Origin of the sequence: Variovorax atrisoli (assembly GCF_014195185.1) — a bacterium.
GTDB classification, from domain to species: Bacteria; Pseudomonadota; Gammaproteobacteria; order Burkholderiales; family Burkholderiaceae_C; genus Variovorax; species Variovorax atrisoli.
On sequence record NZ_JACIBG010000019.1, the window covers coordinates 16,865 to 35,333 of the forward strand.

The window sequence follows — 18,469 nt, forward strand, 5'->3', positions numbered from 1 at the left end:
TACTGTAACTCCGCCCCAGACTCTTATGTCTTATAGAAGACATATTTTTGCGCCAATAAAATCAACTAGTTAGCGCGATATTTCTCAATGCAGAATCATTTTTCCCATATCGAGAAAAAATATTGCGGCGCAGCAGCCAGCCATTCCGCAATGCGCAATCAATCTTTCGGTTGTGAAAACGAGGCAGCGCCGCGCGCTGCATGGCCGATCCAGTCGCCGCTTTCGATCACCTCGAGCCCGGCGATGCGCGTCGGGTGGATCTCGTAGACCAGGCATTCGAACCACTGCCCGTTCACCTCCACGCGCACCTGCCGCTTGATGTACTCGCCGGAGTCGTCGTCTGCCACCTCCTCCAGCACGTCGAGCGCCGTTTCCACCGCGGGCTCGATAGCGTAGACCTCGCCCTTCACCCGCTGCGCACCGCCGAGCACGACGCCCGGATAGGCGCCGAGATCGAACAGCGTGCCGGCGATGCTCGCCTCGCCGATGAACCTCGGCTCGGGCCGATAGCGCGCGATGTCGTTGCGTCCGCCGCGGCGCAGCGTGCCGTAGACAAAAACGTGGGGCATCATCGAAAGCGCATCCTTCCTTCACAACAACACGTCGTCCAGTCTATTGAACTCCGCTGCACCCGCATCAGGCCGCCTCGTGGCCTATGGCTGCCTGGCCCTGAGCATGTCGCTCGTCGGCGGCTACGTCGCCCTCTCCAAGCCCCTCGTCGCCGCCTTTCCGGTGCTGCTGCTCGCCTGGCTGCGCTTCGGCATCGCGGCGCTGGCCATGCCGCACTGGCTCAGGCGCTCGCCCGACGAACCACCGATGACCACGCGCACGCGCTGGCTGGTGTTCCTCGAGTCCTTCCTCGGCAACTTCCTGTTCTCGATCTGCATGCTCTTCGGCGTGAGCCTGACGAGCGCGGTGTCGGCGGGCGTGATCATGGCGTCGATCCCGGCGTGCGTCGCGGTCGCGAGCTGGCTCTTCCTGCGCGAGCGGATCACCGTACGCATCGGCCTGGCCATCGCCTGCGCGGCGCTCGGCATCGGGCTGCTGGCGCTGTCGCCGGCGGCATCGCATGCACCGGCCTCCAGCGCCGACTCATCGGCGTCGACGTCGATGCCCTGGCTCGGCAACCTGCTCGTCTTCTGCGCGGTGCTCTGCGAGACGGCCTACGCGGTGATCGGCAAGTCGCTCACCGGGCGCCTCGGGCCCAAGCGCATCGCGTCGCTCATCAACCTCTGGGGATTCATGCTGTCGATGCCCTTCGGCATCTGGCTCGCGCTGCAGTTCGACTTCGCCGCGGTGCGCTTCGGTACCTGGGCGCTGCTCGTGGCCTACGCGCTGGCCGCGAGCATCTGGACGGTGTGGCTCTGGATGACCGGACTTCGCAACGTACCAGCCGCGCAAGCGGGTGTTTTCACCGTGCTGCTGCCCGTGAGCGCCGCCCTCGTGGGCGTGCTCGTGCTGGGCGAAAGCCTCTCTTCCCCACAGCTGGTTGCGTTCGTCGTCGCGCTCATCGGCGTGGTGCTCGCAACGTGGCCCGGGCGCCGGACGTGAAAAACGGGGCTTCTCCCCTCTGAAAAAACAACAGCTCCCAATGAAAAAAGCGCTTTTTCCCTTGGAAACGCGTTTTTTCTCCTTTAGCATCCGCAATGCCACTGGAGACGCAAGTTTTTCATTGGTGAGTGTTCAACCAAAAAAGGAAATCAACCATGGCAACTGCAAAGAAGGCTCCGGCCAAGAAAGCTCCGGCAAAGAAGGCCGCTCCTGCAAAGAAGGCTGCGGCTCCGGCGAAGAAGGCCGCTCCGGCCAAGAAGGCGGCTCCTGCGAAGAAGGCCGCACCGGCGAAGAAGGCGGCTCCCGCCAAGAAGGCCCCCGCGAAGAAGGCCGCTCCCGCCAAGAAGCGCACGCCCAACGCTGCGTTCATGAAGGCACTGACCCCCAGCCCGGCACTGGCCGCCGTGGTCGGCTCCACGCCGCTGCCGCGCACCGCTGTCGTGAGCAAGCTGTGGGACTACATCAAGAAGAACAACCTTCAGGACAAGGCCAACAAGCGCAACATCAACGCCGACGCCAAGCTGAAGGAAATCTTCGGCAAGCCGCAAGTGTCGATGTTCGAACTGGCAGCGCTGATCGGCAAGCACGTCAAGTAAGTCCTCGGGGGCCTCGCGCTCCTGAATCAGAAAGCCCGCTTCACGCGGGCTTTTTTTTCGCCTGCAGCATTGCCCCGCCCTCCTCGAAGAAACGCGCCGGCGTCGAGCCGAAGTGCTTTCGGAAAGCCTCGATGAAGGCACTGACGGAGCTGTAGCCCACCGTCAGCGCGACCGCGGTGACGCTCTCCTGCAGGCTCAGCAGTTCCAGCGCCTTGAGCAGCCGCGCCTGCTGGCGCCACAGCGCGAAGCTCAGTCCCGTCTCGGCAGCGAATCGGCGCGTGAGCGTCCTTCGGGCCATGCCGATGCGATCGGCCCATCGGTCGATGCCGTCCGGCAGCGCCGGATCGTCGGCCAACGCGGCAGCCATGGCTGCCAGCCGGCTGTCCTGCGGCATCGGCAGATGGAGGGATGGCCTGTCGCCCGCCGCGAGTTCGTCGATCAGCACACCCACCAGACGCCCTCGGCGGGGCTCCAGCAGGGGATCGGATGCGTCCATGCCCGTCAGCCGATCCACCAGCGCACGCACCAGCGGCGTCGCCGCGAACACGTGCGGCACACCCGGCAGCGCCTGTGCCGTCGTTGCATCGATGTGCAGGCTCCAGCCCGCGGTGGCGCCGAAGGTCTGCGCCGCATGGGCGCAGCGTGGCGCGATCCAGCCGATCCACCCCGGCGGCTGCACCCAGCGCCCCGACGGCGTCTCGATGACCTGCAGCCCCTCCCGCAAGGCGAACAGCTGCCCGGTGTCGTGCGAGTGGTAGCCGGTGACGCGCGGCGCCTCGTAGGCGGTGATCCACAGCGTCGCGGGCGTCCGCTCAGCCATGGGTGGCCCGCCGGAGGTATCGATTGGCCCCGCTCCGCAAGCCCGAAGGAGCGGCGCTGCCTAGCATCGAAACCCTCTCAACTCCAACCAAGGAACAGCCTCCATGAAAGCCCAGGACGTACTCCCCGACGGCGAAGACTTCACCACCATCAACGGCCGCGCACTGCGCAAGGGATCGGTCGCCGCCTTCCTTGCCAACGCGCGCATCCTCGAAGACGCCGGCACGTCCCCGGCCGACAGGCAGGCCGCAGAGGACGACTTCGCCTCGCTGATCCCCACCCTCGACGCGCTCGGCCTGTTCGACGTGTTCGAGCTGCGCTCGCCGTTCCTGCGCGCGGAGGTCGCCCGCCATCGCGCCGCGCTCAGCCCTTCGCCTGTTTCGCCGAGCGCGTGATCGACGACAGCGTGCCGCGCGTGGTGATGACCTCGGGGTCGAGCGGAATCTCGATCAGCGTGCCGGTGTCGGCCTCCAGCGCGCGCAGCAGCGCCGCCTCGAACTGCGCCGTCTCCGTCACCCGCTCGGCCGCGTAGCCATAGGCGCGCGCGAGACCGCAGAAGTCGGGGTTGCGCAGCGCCGTGCCGCTGGTGCGTTCGGGATACTCACGCTCCTGGTGCATGCGGATCGTGCCGAACATGCCGTTGTTGAGCAGCACGATGATGCTCTTGCCGCCGTGCTGCGAAGCCGTCGCCAGTTCCTGCCCGGTCATCAGGAAATCGCCGTCCCCCGCGATGGTGAAGGCCACGCGCCCCGTCGCCAGGTTGGCCGCGATGCCAGCCGGCACGCCGTAGCCCATCGCCCCGCTGGTCGGCGCCAGCTGCGTCTTCGCGCCCTTGGCCAGGCCGTGGTAGCGGAAGTAGCGGTGCACCCAGCTCGCGAAGTTGCCCGCGCCGTTGGTGATTGCCGCGTCCGCGGGCAGATGCTTCTGCAGCAGCGCGACCACTTGCGCCATGTCGACCGAACCCCGCGGCGTCTCGGCGGGCATGCCCGTCAAAGCCTGGGGCACGAGGTTGGCTTCGTAGTCGGCATGGGCCTGAAGCATCCATTCTTCCCACGGCAGCGTCGGCGGTGCGCTCAGCACCTCGAGGCTGCGCGCAGCGGCGCTCATGCCGGCGTTGATCGCCAGGTCGGCCTGGTAGACGCGGTTGAGCTCCTCGGCGCTCGCGTGGATGTGCACCAGCGTCTGCTTCGCCTTGGGTGCCTCGAGCAGCGTGTAGCCGCTGGTGGTCATCTCGCCAAGGCGCGGGCCGATGGCCAGGATCAGGTCGGCGTCCTTCACGCGCTGGGCGAGCTTCGGGTTGATGGCGATGCCGACGTCGCCCGCGTACTGCGGATGGTGATTGTCGAAGGTGTCCTGGAAGCGGAACGCATTCGCCACCGGCAGGCGCCAGTTCTCGGCGAAGCGCTGCAGCGCCTGCGCGGCCTGCGCCGTCCAGCCGCCGCCGCCGGCGATCACCAGCGGGCGCTGCGACTTCAGCAGCAGCTCGCGCAGGGTGCGCAGCGCGCCCGGATCGCTCCAGGGCTCAACCGCCTCCACGCGCGCCAGCGGACGCGCGGTGGTCTCGCTGCGCAGCATGTCTTCCGGAAGCACCAGCACCACCGGTCCCGGCCGGCCGTTCATCGCGGTGGCGAAGGCACGTGCGATGTACTCGGGAATGCGGTTCGCGTCGTCGATGCGCTCCACGCGCTTGGCGAAGCCCTTGGTGCTCGGGCCGAAGAAGCTGCCGTAGTCGACTTCCTGGAAGGCCTCGCGGTCGCGGAAGTCGCTGCCGACGTCGCCCACGAAAAGCACCATCGGCGTGGAGTCCTGGAAGGCGTTGTGCACGCCGATCGACGCATTGGTCGCGCCCGGCCCGCGGGTGACGAAGCACACTCCCGGCCGCCCGGTGAGCTTGCCGTGCGCCTCGGCCATGAAGGCGGCGCCGCCCTCCTGCCGGTTGACGACGAAGCGCGTGCGGTCGCGGTAGGCGTGGAAGCCGTCGAGCACTGCCAGGAAGCTCTCGCCAGGCACGCCGAATGCGATCTCCATGCCTTGCTCTACGAGGCATTCCACGATCAGGTGGCCTGCGGGTTGTGATGTACTCATGGGAAGTAGGAACCTCAGCTGCAAATGTCTTCGGCAATTATGTGCGCCCGCTCCGGACGCCTTGCGTTAATTCCCCAAATGGTTAAATTCGCGCCATGAAGGCCCCCAAGGACCCAACGCCCGACATCGCGATCGAAGCGATCGAACCACGCTCGCGCGATGCGGACAGGTCGCAGCTCGCCATCCTCGCCTCGGCGCGCGACGAGTTCTCCGCGCGCGGCCTCGCAGGCGCGCGCATGGACAGCATCGCCGAGCGCGCGGGCCTCAACAAGCGCCTCATCTACTACTACTTCGGCAGCAAGGACGACCTGTTCCTTGCCGTGCTGGAGCGCGTCTATGCGGACATCCGCGAAGCGGAACAGCGCCTGCACCTCGAAGAGATCGACCCCGTGGAGGCCATCCGCCAGCTGGTGTCGTTCACCTGGAACTACTACCTCGAGCACCCCGAGTTCATCACGCTGCTCAACAGCGAGAACCTGCACTGCGCGGCCCACCTGAAGCGCTCCGACCGCATCCAGGAGATGAACTCGCCGCTGGTGCAGTTGCTCGACACCGTATTGGAACGCGGCCGGCGCGACGACCTGTTCCGGGCGGGCGTGGACCCGGTGCAGCTCTACATCTCCATCGCCTCGCTCTGCTACTTCTACCTCTCGAACAACCACACGCTATCGGCCATCTTCGGCCGCGACCTGCGTGCGCCCAAGGCGATGGCGCAACGCCTCTCGCACATGACCGACCTGGTCCTTGGCTACGTACTGAAATAGCCCCCAGGCTTCGCGCACTTCGTGCGCTACGCCAACCCCCTTCCGGGGGCAACACCAGCGGCCCGGCAAAGCCGGTTCCGCGGTAAGGCTGGGCTCGCCCCCAGGCTCGCGCACTTCGTGTCGCTTCGCCACCCCCTACCGGGGGCAACACCGGTGGCCCGGCAAAGCCGGTTCCACGGTGTTCCTGACCTTGGCCCGTGCCGGTTCCAACGGCCGTGCACTGCGCAGTCGCACCTGAAAACCACTGAACCTGCTCCTGCGGGTATTCACTAGGGAGCGCCCGTTGACGCTGCCGCGCAGCCGTTCCTAAAATCAATAATTCACTCAATGGTGAATTGATCGATTTCAAGAATGCGGCCCGACCGCGCGGAGACCATCCATGAAGTTCATTGCCAGCAGTGCGGCGCGTACAGCGGCCCTCGCCTCCCTGACCTGCATCGCGGCGCTGCTGCCGGGGCTGGCGGCGGCGCAGAACGGTTATCCGAACAAGCCGATCCGGGTGATCGTGCCGTTCGCGGCGGGCAGCACCACGGACATCATTGCCCGCGCCATTACCGACAAGATGAGCGCCAGCATGGGCCAGACGCTGGTGATCGACAACCGCGGCGGCGCGAGCGGCACCATCGGCCAGCACGCGGTGGCCACGGCCGCGCCGGACGGCTACACGGTGATGATCCACTCGTCGTCGCACACGGTGAGCCCTTCCACCTTCGCCAAGCTGCCGTTCGACACGGTGCACGACTTCGCCGGCATCACGCCGATCTCGTCGCTGCCCAACGCGCTGGTGATCTCGCCGAGCAAGAACATCAAGACGCTGCCGCAGCTGCTGGCCGCCGCGCGCGGCAAGCCGGGCAGCATGAACTTCGCCTCGGCCGGCCAGGGCAGCGCCACGCACCTGAATGCCGAGAAGTTCAAGATGGCCGCGAAGATCGATGCCACCAACATCCCCTTCAAGGGATCGGGCGAGGCCGTGACCGAAGTGCTCTCGGGCCGCGTCGACTACTACTTCTCGCCCATCGCGCCGGTCATCGGGCAGATCAAGGAAGGCCAGCTGCTCGCACTCGCCGTGGGCTCGCCCAAGCGCGCGGCCGCGCTGCCCGACGTGCCCACCACCAGCGAAGCCGGCGTGCCCGGCTCGGAATTCAACTTCTGGATCGGAATGATGGCGCCGGCCAAGACGCCGCGCGACATCGTCGAGCGTCTGCACGCCGAGGTGGCGAAGGCGCTGGCCTCGCCCGAGGTGAAGGAGCGCTTCGCCAAGCTGGGCGCCGACGCCTGGACTCTGAAGCCCGAGCAGTTCGACGCCTATATCAAGGAAGAGATCGCGAGCAACGCGCAGCTCGTGAAGGCGGCCGGCCTCTCGGTCCAACAGTAAGCCACGCAAGCCATCCCGCACGCTCCTCCTGAAAGCCCCGGCTCCCGCCATGTTCCGCAAGCTCCTGCTCTCCCCGGCCCTGCGCCCCTTCCTCCTGATCCTGTTGCTGCTGGTGCTGTGGGACCTGGCGATCCGCCTGTTCAGGATTCCGGCCTACCTCATTCCCCCGCCGTGGGAGGTCGTGAAGCAGCTCGCCGCCGAATGGCCGCGCCTGCTCGCGGAGAGCTGGAAGACCACGCTCGCCACGCTCGGCGGCTTCGGGCTGACGATCCTCATCGGCATTCCGATCGCGATGGTCATCGCCTACTCGCGCGTCGTCGAGTCGTACGTGTATCCGCTGCTGGTGTTCTCGCAGAGCATTCCCAAGGTGGCGATCGCGCCGCTGTTCGTGGTGTGGTTCGGCTTCGGCATCTTCCCGAAGGTGATCAGCGCTTTCCTGCTGGGCTTCTTCCCGGTGGTGGTGTCCACGGTGATGGGCTTCAAGTCGGTCGAGCCCGACATGCTCGATCTCTCGCGCTCGATGGGCGCGAGCCGGCTGCAGACCTTCTTCAAGATCAGCCTGCCGCAGGCCCTGCCGCAGATCTTCAGCGGGTTGAAGGTGTCGGTCACGCTGGCGGTGGTGGGCGCCGTGGTCGGCGAGTTCGTCGGCTCCAACTCGGGCATCGGCTATGTGCTGCAGGTGGCCAACGGCAACTTCGACCTGCCGCTGATGTTCGCGGCGCTGGTGGTGCTTTCGAGCATCGGCGTGATCCTCTTCGTCGCCGTCGACCTGGTCGAGCGCGTGATGATCCCCTGGCACGCCTCGCAGCGCCACACTCATTGAGATGACCCCCAGTCTTCGCGCACTTCGTGTCGCTTCGCCAACCCCCTTCCAGGGGGCGATACCAGCGGCCCGGCAAAGCCGGTTCCGCGGGGGCTTGGGCTCACCCCCAGTCTTCGCGCACTTCGTGTCGCTTCGCCAACCCCCTTCCAGGGGGCGATACCAGCGGCCCGGCAAAGCCGGTTCCGCGGTATCCCTGGCAAGACATGCCCGCTTCTCGCAGCCGGGGTAGACATGGCGCCGCGAAAGTCCAAGTTCCCTTGCCATACCTGACAACTCCCGGAGACAACACCATGAAGAAACTGCTCCCCACGCTGCTCGCCGCGGCCGCGCTCGCCACCTTCGCCGTCGCCCCGGCGCACGCCCAGGGCGACAAGCCCAAGGACAAGGTCACGCTGATGCTCAACTGGTACCTGTACAGCGAGCACGCGCCCTTCTTCCTCGGCAAGGAAAAGGGCTTCTACGCAGAGGAAGGCATCGACCTCGACATCCAGGAAGGCCGCGGCTCCGCTGTCACCGCGCAGGCGGTGGCCGCCAAGTCGGCAACCTTCGGCTACATCGACGTGACCACCATGATCAAGGCCGCCGCCAAGGGCGCGCCGCTGAAGTCGACCGGCGTGCTGTTCCAGGTGAGTCCGATGTCGGTGATGGGCTTCACCGAGAAGAACATCAAGACGCCGAAGGACATCATCGGCAAGACGGTGGCGGTGACGCCGGGCGACTCGATGTCGCAGATGTGGCCGCTCTTCCTGAAGATGAACGACATCAAGGCCGACCAGATCAAGACCGTCTCGGGCGACGCGCAGACCAAGCTCAATGCCGTGATCAACGGCCAGGCCGACCTGTTGCTGGGCTACGTGATGGACCAGGCCATCAAGCTGCAGGACGCCACGGGCAAGCCGGTGACGCCTATCCGCTTCGCCGACTCGGGCGTGAACCAGATCAGCTCCGGGATCATCGCCAACAAGAACCTGCTGACCGAGAACCCCGACCTGGTGAAGCGCTTCATGCGCGCCTCCACAAAGGCCGCCGAAGCCGCCGAGAAGAGCCCGGAGGCCGCGGTCGACGCGATGCTCAAGGCCAACCCCAAGGCCGGCGTGCGCGACACGCTCATCGTGGGCATGAAGCAGAGCGTGGCCCTGTATCACACGAAGGAAACCGCCAACCAGCGCCCCTTCCGCGTGCAGATGAAGAACGTGAACGATTCGCTCGACCTGCTGGTGCAGTACGGCGGCATGGATGCTTCCACACGCGGCAAGCCCGAGGACTACGTCACTCTCGACTTCCTGCCGTAAACAGACTCGCCCTCAGGCTCCGCGCACTTCGTGTCGCTTCTCCCACCCCTACCCGGGGGCAACACCTGCGGCCCGGCAAAGCCGGTTCCGCGGTGTTCCCCGAAGAAACACAAGCGCTGCATCTTCTCATTCGCCTCGTCCTTTAACTACGCTCCATGTCTCCAGTGAACCTGATCGAAGCGCGCGGCGTCTCGAAGATCTACCCAAGCAAGGACGGCCCCGTCGAGTCGCTCAAGCCGCTCGACTTCGCCATCAAGGAAGGCGAGTTCGTCTCCGTCGTCGGCCCGTCGGGCTGCGGCAAGAGCACGCTGCTCAAGATGGTGGCGGGCCTGCTGCCCATCAGCGGCGGCAGCCTCACGCTGGCGGGCCACCCGATCAAGGGCCCGCAGAAGGACGTGGGCATCGTGTTCCAGAGCGCGGTGCTGCTGCCCTGGCGCAGCGTGGAAGACAACATCCTGCTGCAGGCCGAGATGCGCCACCTTCCGTCGGAGGCATCGCGCGCCCGTGCCCGCGAGCTGATGGAAATGGCGGGCCTCAAGGGCTTCGAGAAGAAGTACCCCTGGCAGCTGTCGGGCGGCATGCAGCAGCGCGCATCGATCTGCCGCGCCCTGCTGCACGACCCGTCGGTGCTGCTGATGGACGAGCCCTTCGGCGCACTCGACGCGATGACGCGCGAGAAGATGAACCTGGAGCTGCAGCGCATCTGGATGACGTCGAAGAAGACGGTGCTGCTCATCACCCACAGCATTCCCGAAGCGATCTTCCTGTCGGACCGGGTGATGGTGATGAGCGAACGCCCCGGCTCCATTGCGGCCGTCTACGACATCGACCTGCCGCGCCCGCGCACGCTGGACGTGATGGCCTCGGCCGAGTTCGGCGCCTACACGAAGCTGGTGCGTGCGCATTTCTACTCGCAGGGCATCCTGGACCACTGAAGAGCAGATGCAGGCCATGGACGCGATCCGCTTTCACGTCGAGGAGATCCGCTTCGCCGAGCGCAACGTGGCGCTGCGGCTGCCGTTCCGCTTCGGCGCCGCCACCGTCACGGCCTGCCCGCAGGTCTACGTGAAGGCGCGCACCCGCTTCGCCGACGGCCGCACGGCCGAGGGCTGCGCTGCGGAGATGATGATTCCGAAGTGGTTCGACAAGAACCCGGCGCTCACCAACGAGCAGAACTTCGAACAGCTGCGCTTCGCCCTGCGCGATGCGCGCGAGGCCTACACCGCCGAGCCCGATGCGCAGACCGCGTGGACGCATTTCGCCTCCAACTACGCAGCGCTGCAGTCGCGCGCCAGGGCCAAGGGGCTGCAGCCGCTCGTGGCCAGCTACGGGCCCGCGCTGATCGACCGCGCCCTGCTCGATGCGCTGTGCCTGCACAGCGGCACGAGCTTCGCGGCGGCTATGAGCGCCAACCTGTGCGGCATCGACATCGCCGGCAGCGGCTTGGTCGACGACCTCTCGGGCTTCGACATGCCGGCCTTCCTGGCGAAGCAGTCACCGCGAAACAGCATCGCCGCACGCCACACGGTCGGGCTGGCGGACGCTATCGACGAGTACGACGCCTTGCCAGATGCACCCACCGACGGCCTGCCCACGACGCTGCAGGCCGCCGTACGGCGCTACGGCCACACCCACTTCAAGCTCAAGCTGTGCGGCAACACCGCGCAGGACATCGACCGGCTCCAGCGCATCGCCCGCGTGATCGACGGCCAGGCGCAACTGGTCACGCTCGACGGCAACGAGCAGTACGCGGACGCCGACGACTTCGCCACCTTTCTCGACCGCATGCTCTCCACGCCAACGCTGTGGAAGCTCGCGCAGAAGACGGTCTTCGTCGAACAGCCGATCCGGCGCGACGCGGCGCTGCAGCGCGACGTGTCGGCATTGGGCAAGCGCATTCCGCTGCTCATCGACGAATCGGACGCCACGCTCGACGCCTTCGTGCAGGCCCGCGCGCTGGGCTACACCGGCGTGTCGAGCAAGAGCTGCAAGGGCTTCTACAAATCGGTGATCAATGCCGCGCGCTGCGCGCAATGGAACGCTGAGCTGGAGAAGCCGCGCTACTTTCTCTCGGGCGAGGACCTGACCATGCAGGCCGGCATCGGCGTGCAGCAGGACCTGGCGCTCGTCGCCTGGCTCGGCCTCTCGCACGTGGAGCGCAACGGCCACCACTACGTCAATGGTCTCGCGGCGGCGCCCGAGGCCGAACAGCTGGCGCTGCTGCGCGCCCACCCGGTTCTCTACGAAACCAGCGACGGCGCAGTGCGCCTCGCCATCCGCGAAGGGCAGCTCGACCTGTCCTCGCTCAACGCCGCGCCCGGCTTCGCCACCGGCAAGCCAGGCGCAGGCATCTCGTGGGACGCGATGCGTTCCGTCTACTGAAGCGCGCGTCCAGCCCGCACCAATCTCTCGCACCCAAGGAAGAAAACGATGGCCACCCAACGTCTAGGAATCATCATGCACGGCGTCACCGGGCGCATGGGCATGAACCAGCACCTGATCCGCTCGATCTGCGCCATCCGCGCCCAGGGCGGCGTCACGCTGTCGAACGGCGACAAGGTCATGCCCGACCCCATCCTCATCGGCCGCAACGCCGAGAAGATGGAAGCGCTGGCCAAGGCGCACAACATCCCGCGCTGGGGCACCGACCTCGACAAGGCGCTGGAGAACAAGGACGACACCATCTTCTTCGACGCCGGCACCACGCAGATGCGCCCCGCCCTGCTGGCCAAGGCCATCCGCGCCGGCAAGCATGTGTATTGCGAGAAGCCCATCGCCACCAACCTCAACGAGGCCGTCGAGATCGCCCGCCTGGCAGAGGAAGCCACGAAGACCAAGGGCCTGAAGCACGGCGCCGTGCAGGACAAGCTCTTCCTGCCCGGCCTGCGCAAGCTCGACATGCTGCGCCGCGCCGGCTTCTTCGGCCGCATGCTGAGCGTGCGCCTGGAGTTCGGCTACTGGGTGTTCGAAGGCGACCTGCAGCCCATCCAGCGCCCGAGCTGGAACTACCGCAAGGAAGACGGCGGCGGGATGATCCTGGACATGATGTGCCACTGGCGCTACGTGCTGGACAACCTGTTCGGCGAAGTGAAGTCGGTGAGCTGCCTGGGCACCACCCACATCCCCAGGCGCTGGGACGAGGCCGGCAAGCCCTACGAGGCCACCGCCGACGACGCGGCGTATGCCACCTGCGAACTCACCGGCCACAACGGCGAGCCGGTCATCGCGCAGATCAACATGAGCTGGGTCACGCGCGTTCGCCGCGACGACCTCGTGACCTTCCACGTCGACGGCACCGACGGCTCGGCCGTGGCGGGCCTGTCGAGCTGCCGCGCCCAGTCGCGCGTGGCCACGCCGCGCCCGGTGTGGAACCCCGACGAGAAGCAGACCATGAACTTCTTCGACCAGTGGCAGGAGATTCCGGACTCGCAGGTCTACGACAACGGCTTCAAGATCCAGTGGGAGCACTTCATCCGCCACGTGGTGGAAGACGCCCCCTACAAGTGGACGCTGCCCGAAGGCGCCAAGGGCGTGCAGCTGGTCGAGGCCGCGCTCGAGTCGTGGAAAGACCGCCGCTGGGTCGACGTGCCCGCGCTGAAGGTCTGACGAGGTTCGCGGCATGGCTCTCTCGCTGAACCTTCCTACCGCGGGCGGCACGCTCGCGCCCTACGCGCTGCGCGGCACTGCACCGGTGAAGCCCGATGCGGGCGTCAAGTTCAACCGCATCGCCTACTCCGCCGCCCACGTGGTGGCCGACCCGATGGCCGCCATCGACCCATGGCTGCAGTGCGCGGTCGACTGGGACACCACCATCGCCTACCGCCGCCACCTGTTCTCCCTGGGCCTGGGCGTGGCCGAGGCCATGGACACCGCGCAGCGCGGCATGGGCCTGGACTGGCCGACTTCGCTGGAGCTGATCCGCCGCTCGCTCGATGCCGCGAAGGACGTGCCCGGCGCGCTGGTCGCCTCGGGCTGCGGCACCGACCACCTGGACATCGACAGCGTGAAGAGCGTCGACGACGTGATCCGCGGCTACGAGGAACAGATGGCGGCCATCGAGGCGCTGGGCGGCAAGCTGATCGTGATGGCCAGCCGCGCGCTGGCCCGCGTGGCGAAGAGCCCCGCCGACTACGAGCGCGTGTACGACCGCATCCTGAGCCAGGCGAAGCAGCCGGTGGTGCTGCACTGGCTGGGCGACATGTTCGACCCGGCGCTCGCAGGCTACTGGGGCACGAAGGACGTCGATGCCGCGATGGACACGGCGCTGGGCATCATTGCCGCGCATCCCGACAAGGTGGACGGCATCAAGATCTCCCTGCTCGACAAGGACAAGGAGATCGCGATGCGCCGCCGCCTTCCGCCGGGCGTGCGCATGTACACCGGCGACGACTTCAACTACGCCGAGCTGATCGCGGGCGACGGCGTCGGCAGCGAACCCACGCACGGCAAGAGCGATGCGCTGCTGGGCATCTTCGACGCGATCGCGCCGGCGGCCAGCGCAGCCCTGGGTGCACTGGCGCAAGGCAACGAAAAGAAGTTCCACGACATCCTCGGCCCCACGGTGCCGCTGTCGCGCCACATCTTTGCCGCGCCCACGCGCTTCTACAAGACCGGCGTGGTGTTCATGGCCTGGCTCAACGGCCACCAGAAGCACTTCACGATGGTCGGCGGCCAGCAGAGCACGCGCTCGCTGCAGCACTTTGCCGAACTGTTCAGGCTGGCCGACGCGGCCAACCTGCTGGAGCAGCCCGAGCTGGCGGTGCGGCGCATGAAGACCCTGCTGGCCCTGCACGGCGTGGAAGGTTGAAGACGAGCATGCGCGATTTCTCGCAGAACCACGACTGGCTCTCGATCAACACCGCCACGGTGCGCAAGCAGTCGGGCGCCGAGGTGCCGCTGGACCGCATCATCGACCAGTGCGCCGAACGCGGCATCCGCGCGATCAGCCCCTGGCGCGACCAGGTGGCGGCTGTCGGCCTCGACAAGATTGCGAAGCAGCTGAAGGCGCACGGCATCGGTCTCTCTGGCTACTGCCGCGGCGGCTTCTTCCCCGCGCCCGACGCGGCGGGCCTGAAGGCCGCGCTCGACGACAACCGCCGCGCCATCGACGAGGCCAAGACGCTCGACGCCCCCTGCCTCGTGCTGGTCGTCGGCGCCCTGCCCGGCGCGCTCGACGGCAAGGCCGCCTACAAGGACATCGGCCGCGCGCGCAGCGAAGTGCGCGACGGCATCGCCGCATCGCTCGAATACGCCCGCGAGGTCGGCATGCCTCTCGCCATCGAGCCCCTGCACCCGATGCAGGCGGCCGACCGTGCATGCATCAACACGCTCGAACACGCGCTCGACCTGTGCGACGAGCTCGATGCGGGCAGGAGCGGCATGCTCGGCGTGGCTCTCGACATCTACCACGTGTGGTGGGACCCGAAGCTGCAGCAGCAGATAGCCCGCGCCGGCCGCGAGCGCCTGCTGGCGTATCACGTCTGCGACTGGCTCACGCCTACGCGCGATCTACTGAGTGACCGCGGGATGATGGGCGATGGCGTGGTCGAGCTGAAGAAGATCCGCGGGTGGGTCGAGGATGCAGGCTTCGCTGGTTTCAGCGAAGTGGAGATTTTTTCGAACCTCGACTGGTGGCAGCGGCCTGGCGCGGAGACGCTGGATATCTGCATCGAGCGGCACACGCAGGCTGTCTAACACTGCTCTGTGCTTGCGTTGTTCAGGGCGAGTGCGTAAGCCACCGGGTACCCCCTCCGCGAATGTCTCCCGGGCTTCGCACTCGTCCTTCACTTCGCTGCGGGTATCGCCGCACGAGGTTTCGGTCTCGCGCGCGTCAACTACCAATGCGACTGACCGCTCATGCCTGTGTTTGCTGATACCCAGGCTTTACGCCAGTCGCTGCGAATGGCCGAACTGAGCGACTATGCCCGGCGCATCGTGGCTTCGGCGCATCTTTGACCCTGCCACCAAGTGCAGCAGTTGCAGCAGTTTTCTTGCTGCACCAGGGCTACTACTTCACTCATGTTCTGGCAGATGGCACCTTCGATAGCTCAGCAATCCAGCGGATCGAGCGGATCGAGCCGTTAGTCGCACCGTATTCAGGCCATCGACCGAAAACCTCCAATCACCGCATGGTCAGGTCCAGACCGATCCAATTGCAAAACTCAAAGGTGAGGAAGAGCACGAGGAACGCAGAAGCGATGAACGCCGAGCCCACCTTGATGGATGTCAGGACCACTGCAGCTGTCTTTTGATTCTTGTACTTCTGTCCCCGTTCGTAATGCCACTTGACGGCCAAATACATGCCCACGCTGAGCACGAGAACCTTGAAAATAACAAAGGAGATAGGGATTGAATTCATGATTGAAAAGACATCAGGTGACAGACCGAGAAATGCCCGAGTGCGGCGAGCAGCTCAATAGACCGATGAAGAAACGGAAAGATTAATTAATTGGTTGATTAATCAATCCAACGAAACGGTAGCGGTCAGCTGAATGGGCGTCTGCAAGACGCGCCGAAAGGCGGAGCAGTCCGCCTGCACACCGAAGCATTCTCATCGTGCTGTCGAGTGTTCATCTTCGAGGCTGATACGTACAGAACCAGATCAGCTGAAAATCTTCGTATCAGATGCAAGGAGGCCGGTAGTCGCGTCGGGCAGGCACACGTCTGATACGACAATCTCGGGAGCGGTCCAGAACGCCCGTATCAGAAAGAGATGCCCATGAACCGCTACGAGAAGCTTGCCGACAACATCGCCCAGCGTATTCGCGCGGGCAGCCTGAAGGCGAACGATCGCCTTCCCTCCGTGCGCGAACTGAAGTCGCAAATGGGCATCAGCGCGTCCACCGTGTTCTCTGCCTACTACCTGCTGGAGGCGCAGGGGCTTGTCGAAGCGCGGCAGCGGTCGGGATACTTCGTTCGAGCGGGGGCGGAAATGCCGACCAATGAACTCGCCGCCACCGAGCCTGTCCTCCGGTCCATGCCGGTCGACGTCTCGTCGCTTGTCTTTCAGGTCCTTGCGCAGGCTCGCGAGCGCGACATGGTCCCGCTCGGCTCGGCCTTTCCGTCGCCAGAGCTGTTTCCCTTCGAACAACTTGCCGCCGGCCTGACGCGAGCGCTCAAGCGGATGGATCCCTGGCAGACCGTCGAAGATCTGTCACCAGGAAATGCCCAATTACGCCATCAGATCTCCCTGCGTTACGGCAGCGTCGGAATGGATGTTCCTGCGTCTGAACTGGTCATCACCAGCGGGGCGATGGAGGCCCTCAATCTTGCACTCGAATCGGTGACGCAGCCGGGCGACGTCGTGGCGATCGAAACGCCAACCTTCTATGGTGCGCTGCAGGCACTGGAGCGGCGCGGCCTTCGCGCGGTCGAGGTCGAGACCCACCCGCGTACAGGCGTAGATCTCAGCTCTCTTGCTCGCGTGATCGACCAGCATCCGGTGAAGGCCTGCTGGTTCATGCCGACCTTCCAGAATCCAATGGGCTGCACCATGAGCGACGCAGCCAAGGAGCAACTGGTCAGCATGCTCGCCACCCGCGCCATACCGCTGATCGAAGACGACGTGTATGGCGAACTCGCGCATGGGGCTCGGAGACCGCCACCAGCCAAGGCCTGGGACCGGGATGGCTGGGTGCTGCACTGCAGTTCCTTCTCGAAATCCCTGGCACCCGGATATCGCATCGGTTGGGTAGCGGGCGGTCGCTTTGCAGCCACTTTGGGTCGGAACAAGTTGATGAGCTCGCTGGCGACGGCACTCCCCTCGCAACTGGCGTTGCAGGAGTACCTCCAACACAGGAGTTTTGATCGCCACCTGCGCGCCCTGCGGCATTCGCTCAGCCGCCAGCAGGCTGCATGCTTGCGACTTATCGAACGATACTTTCCGGCTGGAACGCGGGTCACGCGCCCCGAGGGTGGCTACTTCCTGTGGCTCGCGCTGCCAGAAGGCGTCGACTCGCTCGCACTGCACCAGGACGCTCTTCAGCTCGGCATAGGTGTAGCGCCGGGCCATCTGTTTTCAGCCGACCGCCGATACACCCGGCACCTGCGCATCAACTACGGGCATCTCGGCGACCCGCGCTTGGAAGGGGCTATAAGAAATCTTGGAGAACTCGCCAACGCGCAGCTGAAATCTACAACCGGAAAATCGGGGCCGATCTTCGAGGAACGGTCGTCGAGACCCTAGTTGGGGTCAATGCAGGCCGAGGTCCGCTGCCTTCGACTGACTCTCAACGTCACGCGCGCCGCGCAGGAATGAGGCAGACGACCGTCAGGCACTACCTGCGGGAAGGCCTGCTGTCGCCGTCGCAAACGATCAGCCCGGAACACATAGCAGCCATCGAGCTTTACCCCACATATCCAAGCGACCCGAATTCCCTCACAGGAGGCCTTCACGCAGGCCGCGAAATCCGCGGCCCGCAGACCGACCGCTAACCGCCGGTCTCAGACGCCCCACGTCGCGCCTTCTCGCTCATCTGAAACAACTCTCCAGCCTTGCGCGCCATCTCTGCCGCAAGCCAAAGCAGATTGTTCAGTTGTCGAGGCCCATCCCCGCTGCACCAGTCGATCTCTTCGCCGTGGCAGACCCACAGGAGGGCTTCGAGCTAAGTGAGGGTGTTTTCGAGAAGATCCGCCGGATCTTGTTGGGCGGTTTCTGCGGAAGCTACCGGCGTGCGAGGCCGGGCTATAGTCTTGGTAGCCATTTTTGTGCGGGTCCTTCCAAGGTGTGTGCACGAACTTGGTTAGACGGCTGGGGTGCTGCGAACACCCTGGCCGTCGCCTTTTGATACCTCGCATCTGCATCAGTGCTTTCGCACCGACGACCTGCCGCGAGGCAAGCAGCCTTCGAACATCTGGATGACTTGAGCGGGTGACGCCTTTCTGATCCCCTTGGGGGGGTGTTGGGTGACAGGGGCATTCACTCTAGAGAAGAACCCGGCAAAGCAGCCGCTGCTGCAGCACGAAGTCGCACAGACTGCCAACAAATGCAGATTCAGCAATGCGCCGTGCGTGAACCTCTTGAGCTCACGCCGCAGCAGCGCTCATCGATCACGACGATGGGGTGCCTTGCGCAGCGAAATAAAGACACCGTTCTGCCTGTCAACTACAGACTGCCTTGGGATGATGGTTCACATCGAAGGGCTTGCCCGACCTCAACACCCCGT

General features: G+C 65.4%; 18 protein-coding genes. 14 read left to right on the forward strand and 4 right to left on the reverse strand.

Annotation, left to right across the window (positions count from 1 at the left end):
* Positions 1-158 precede the first annotated feature (158 nt).
* Positions 159-572: a gamma-glutamylcyclotransferase family protein gene (locus tag FHY06_RS34355; protein ID WP_184607659.1), complete on the reverse strand. Its 414-nt coding sequence runs from the start codon at positions 570-572 to the stop codon at positions 159-161.
* A 43-nt stretch (positions 573-615) separates the two neighbouring features.
* Between FHY06_RS34355 and FHY06_RS34360 the strand changes: the two genes are divergently transcribed.
* Both FHY06_RS34360 and FHY06_RS34365 read left to right on the forward strand, forming a co-directional pair.
* A complete protein-coding gene (locus FHY06_RS34360; RefSeq protein ID WP_132750646.1) occupies positions 616-1,551 on the forward strand; it encodes a DMT family transporter in 936 nt (311 codons plus the stop codon).
* Positions 1,552-1,706: 155 nt separating this feature from the next.
* Positions 1,707-2,147, forward strand: a complete 441-nt coding sequence (locus FHY06_RS34365) for an SWIB/MDM2 domain-containing protein (RefSeq protein ID WP_019653319.1) — start codon at positions 1,707-1,709, stop codon at positions 2,145-2,147.
* A 40-nt stretch (positions 2,148-2,187) separates the two neighbouring features.
* Here FHY06_RS34365 and FHY06_RS34370 read toward each other — a convergent pair whose 3' ends face one another.
* The gene (locus FHY06_RS34370) at positions 2,188-2,967 is read right to left on the reverse strand and encodes an AraC family transcriptional regulator (protein ID WP_184607660.1); all 780 of its coding nucleotides are present in this window, start codon (positions 2,965-2,967) and stop codon (positions 2,188-2,190) included.
* A 103-nt stretch (positions 2,968-3,070) separates the two neighbouring features.
* Between FHY06_RS34370 and FHY06_RS34375 the strand changes: the two genes are divergently transcribed.
* Positions 3,071-3,361 carry a hypothetical protein gene (locus FHY06_RS34375; RefSeq protein WP_184607661.1) on the forward strand — a complete coding sequence of 97 codons (291 nt, stop codon included), beginning with the start codon at positions 3,071-3,073 and terminating at the stop codon, positions 3,359-3,361.
* Here FHY06_RS34375 and FHY06_RS34380 read toward each other — a convergent pair.
* The gene (locus FHY06_RS34380; RefSeq protein WP_184607662.1) at positions 3,330-5,051 is read right to left on the reverse strand and encodes a thiamine pyrophosphate-binding protein; all 1,722 of its coding nucleotides are present in this window, start codon (positions 5,049-5,051) and stop codon (positions 3,330-3,332) included. The two genes, FHY06_RS34375 and FHY06_RS34380, sit on opposite strands and share 32 nt — an antisense overlap.
* Positions 5,052-5,146: 95 nt before the next feature.
* Here FHY06_RS34380 and FHY06_RS34385 point away from each other — a divergent pair, with 95 nt between their 5' ends.
* From FHY06_RS34385 to FHY06_RS34425, 9 genes are all read left to right on the forward strand, one after another.
* Positions 5,147-5,815: a TetR/AcrR family transcriptional regulator gene (locus tag FHY06_RS34385; RefSeq protein WP_019653323.1), complete on the forward strand. Its 669-nt coding sequence runs from the start codon at positions 5,147-5,149 to the stop codon at positions 5,813-5,815.
* 379 nt (positions 5,816-6,194) lie between these two features.
* The gene (locus FHY06_RS34390) at positions 6,195-7,190 is read left to right on the forward strand and encodes a tripartite tricarboxylate transporter substrate binding protein (RefSeq protein WP_184607663.1); all 996 of its coding nucleotides are present in this window, start codon (positions 6,195-6,197) and stop codon (positions 7,188-7,190) included.
* A gap of 49 nt (positions 7,191-7,239) precedes the next feature.
* Positions 7,240-8,013 carry an ABC transporter permease gene (locus tag FHY06_RS34395; RefSeq protein ID WP_126184448.1) on the forward strand — a complete coding sequence of 258 codons (774 nt, stop codon included), beginning with the start codon at positions 7,240-7,242 and terminating at the stop codon, positions 8,011-8,013.
* 290 nt (positions 8,014-8,303) lie between these two features.
* Positions 8,304-9,305: an ABC transporter substrate-binding protein gene (locus FHY06_RS34400; protein ID WP_184607664.1), complete on the forward strand. Its 1,002-nt coding sequence runs from the start codon at positions 8,304-8,306 to the stop codon at positions 9,303-9,305.
* 155 nt (positions 9,306-9,460) lie between these two features.
* Positions 9,461-10,240 (forward strand): ABC transporter ATP-binding protein, encoded by a 780-nt coding sequence (locus FHY06_RS34405; protein ID WP_019653327.1) that lies wholly within the window; start codon positions 9,461-9,463, stop codon positions 10,238-10,240.
* A 16-nt stretch (positions 10,241-10,256) separates the two neighbouring features.
* A complete protein-coding gene (locus FHY06_RS34410) occupies positions 10,257-11,687 on the forward strand; it encodes an enolase C-terminal domain-like protein (RefSeq protein WP_184607665.1) in 1,431 nt (476 codons plus the stop codon).
* 48 nt (positions 11,688-11,735) lie between these two features.
* Positions 11,736-12,911 carry a Gfo/Idh/MocA family protein gene (locus tag FHY06_RS34415; protein WP_019653329.1) on the forward strand — a complete coding sequence of 392 codons (1,176 nt, stop codon included), beginning with the start codon at positions 11,736-11,738 and terminating at the stop codon, positions 12,909-12,911.
* 13 nt (positions 12,912-12,924) lie between these two features.
* Positions 12,925-14,112 carry a dihydrodipicolinate synthase family protein gene (locus FHY06_RS34420; protein ID WP_126184451.1) on the forward strand — a complete coding sequence of 396 codons (1,188 nt, stop codon included), beginning with the start codon at positions 12,925-12,927 and terminating at the stop codon, positions 14,110-14,112.
* 8 nt (positions 14,113-14,120) lie between these two features.
* The gene (locus FHY06_RS34425; RefSeq protein ID WP_184607666.1) at positions 14,121-14,999 is read left to right on the forward strand and encodes a sugar phosphate isomerase/epimerase family protein; all 879 of its coding nucleotides are present in this window, start codon (positions 14,121-14,123) and stop codon (positions 14,997-14,999) included.
* A 427-nt stretch (positions 15,000-15,426) separates the two neighbouring features.
* On the opposite strand, the gene FHY06_RS34430 is transcribed toward FHY06_RS34425, so the two are convergent.
* Complete coding sequence (locus FHY06_RS34430; protein WP_019653333.1) at positions 15,427-15,663, reverse strand: hypothetical protein; 237 nt, start codon at positions 15,661-15,663, stop codon at positions 15,427-15,429.
* A 360-nt stretch (positions 15,664-16,023) separates the two neighbouring features.
* On the opposite strand from FHY06_RS34430, the gene FHY06_RS34435 reads away from it, so the two are divergent.
* Both FHY06_RS34435 and FHY06_RS34780 read left to right on the forward strand, forming a co-directional pair.
* Entirely contained in the window at positions 16,024-17,490 is a 1,467-nt protein-coding gene (locus FHY06_RS34435) for an aminotransferase-like domain-containing protein (RefSeq protein ID WP_132750637.1), read from the forward strand.
* A gap of 799 nt (positions 17,491-18,289) precedes the next feature.
* Positions 18,290-18,469 (forward strand): hypothetical protein (locus FHY06_RS34780; protein WP_207918261.1); only part of this gene is annotated, 180 nt, incomplete at its 3' end.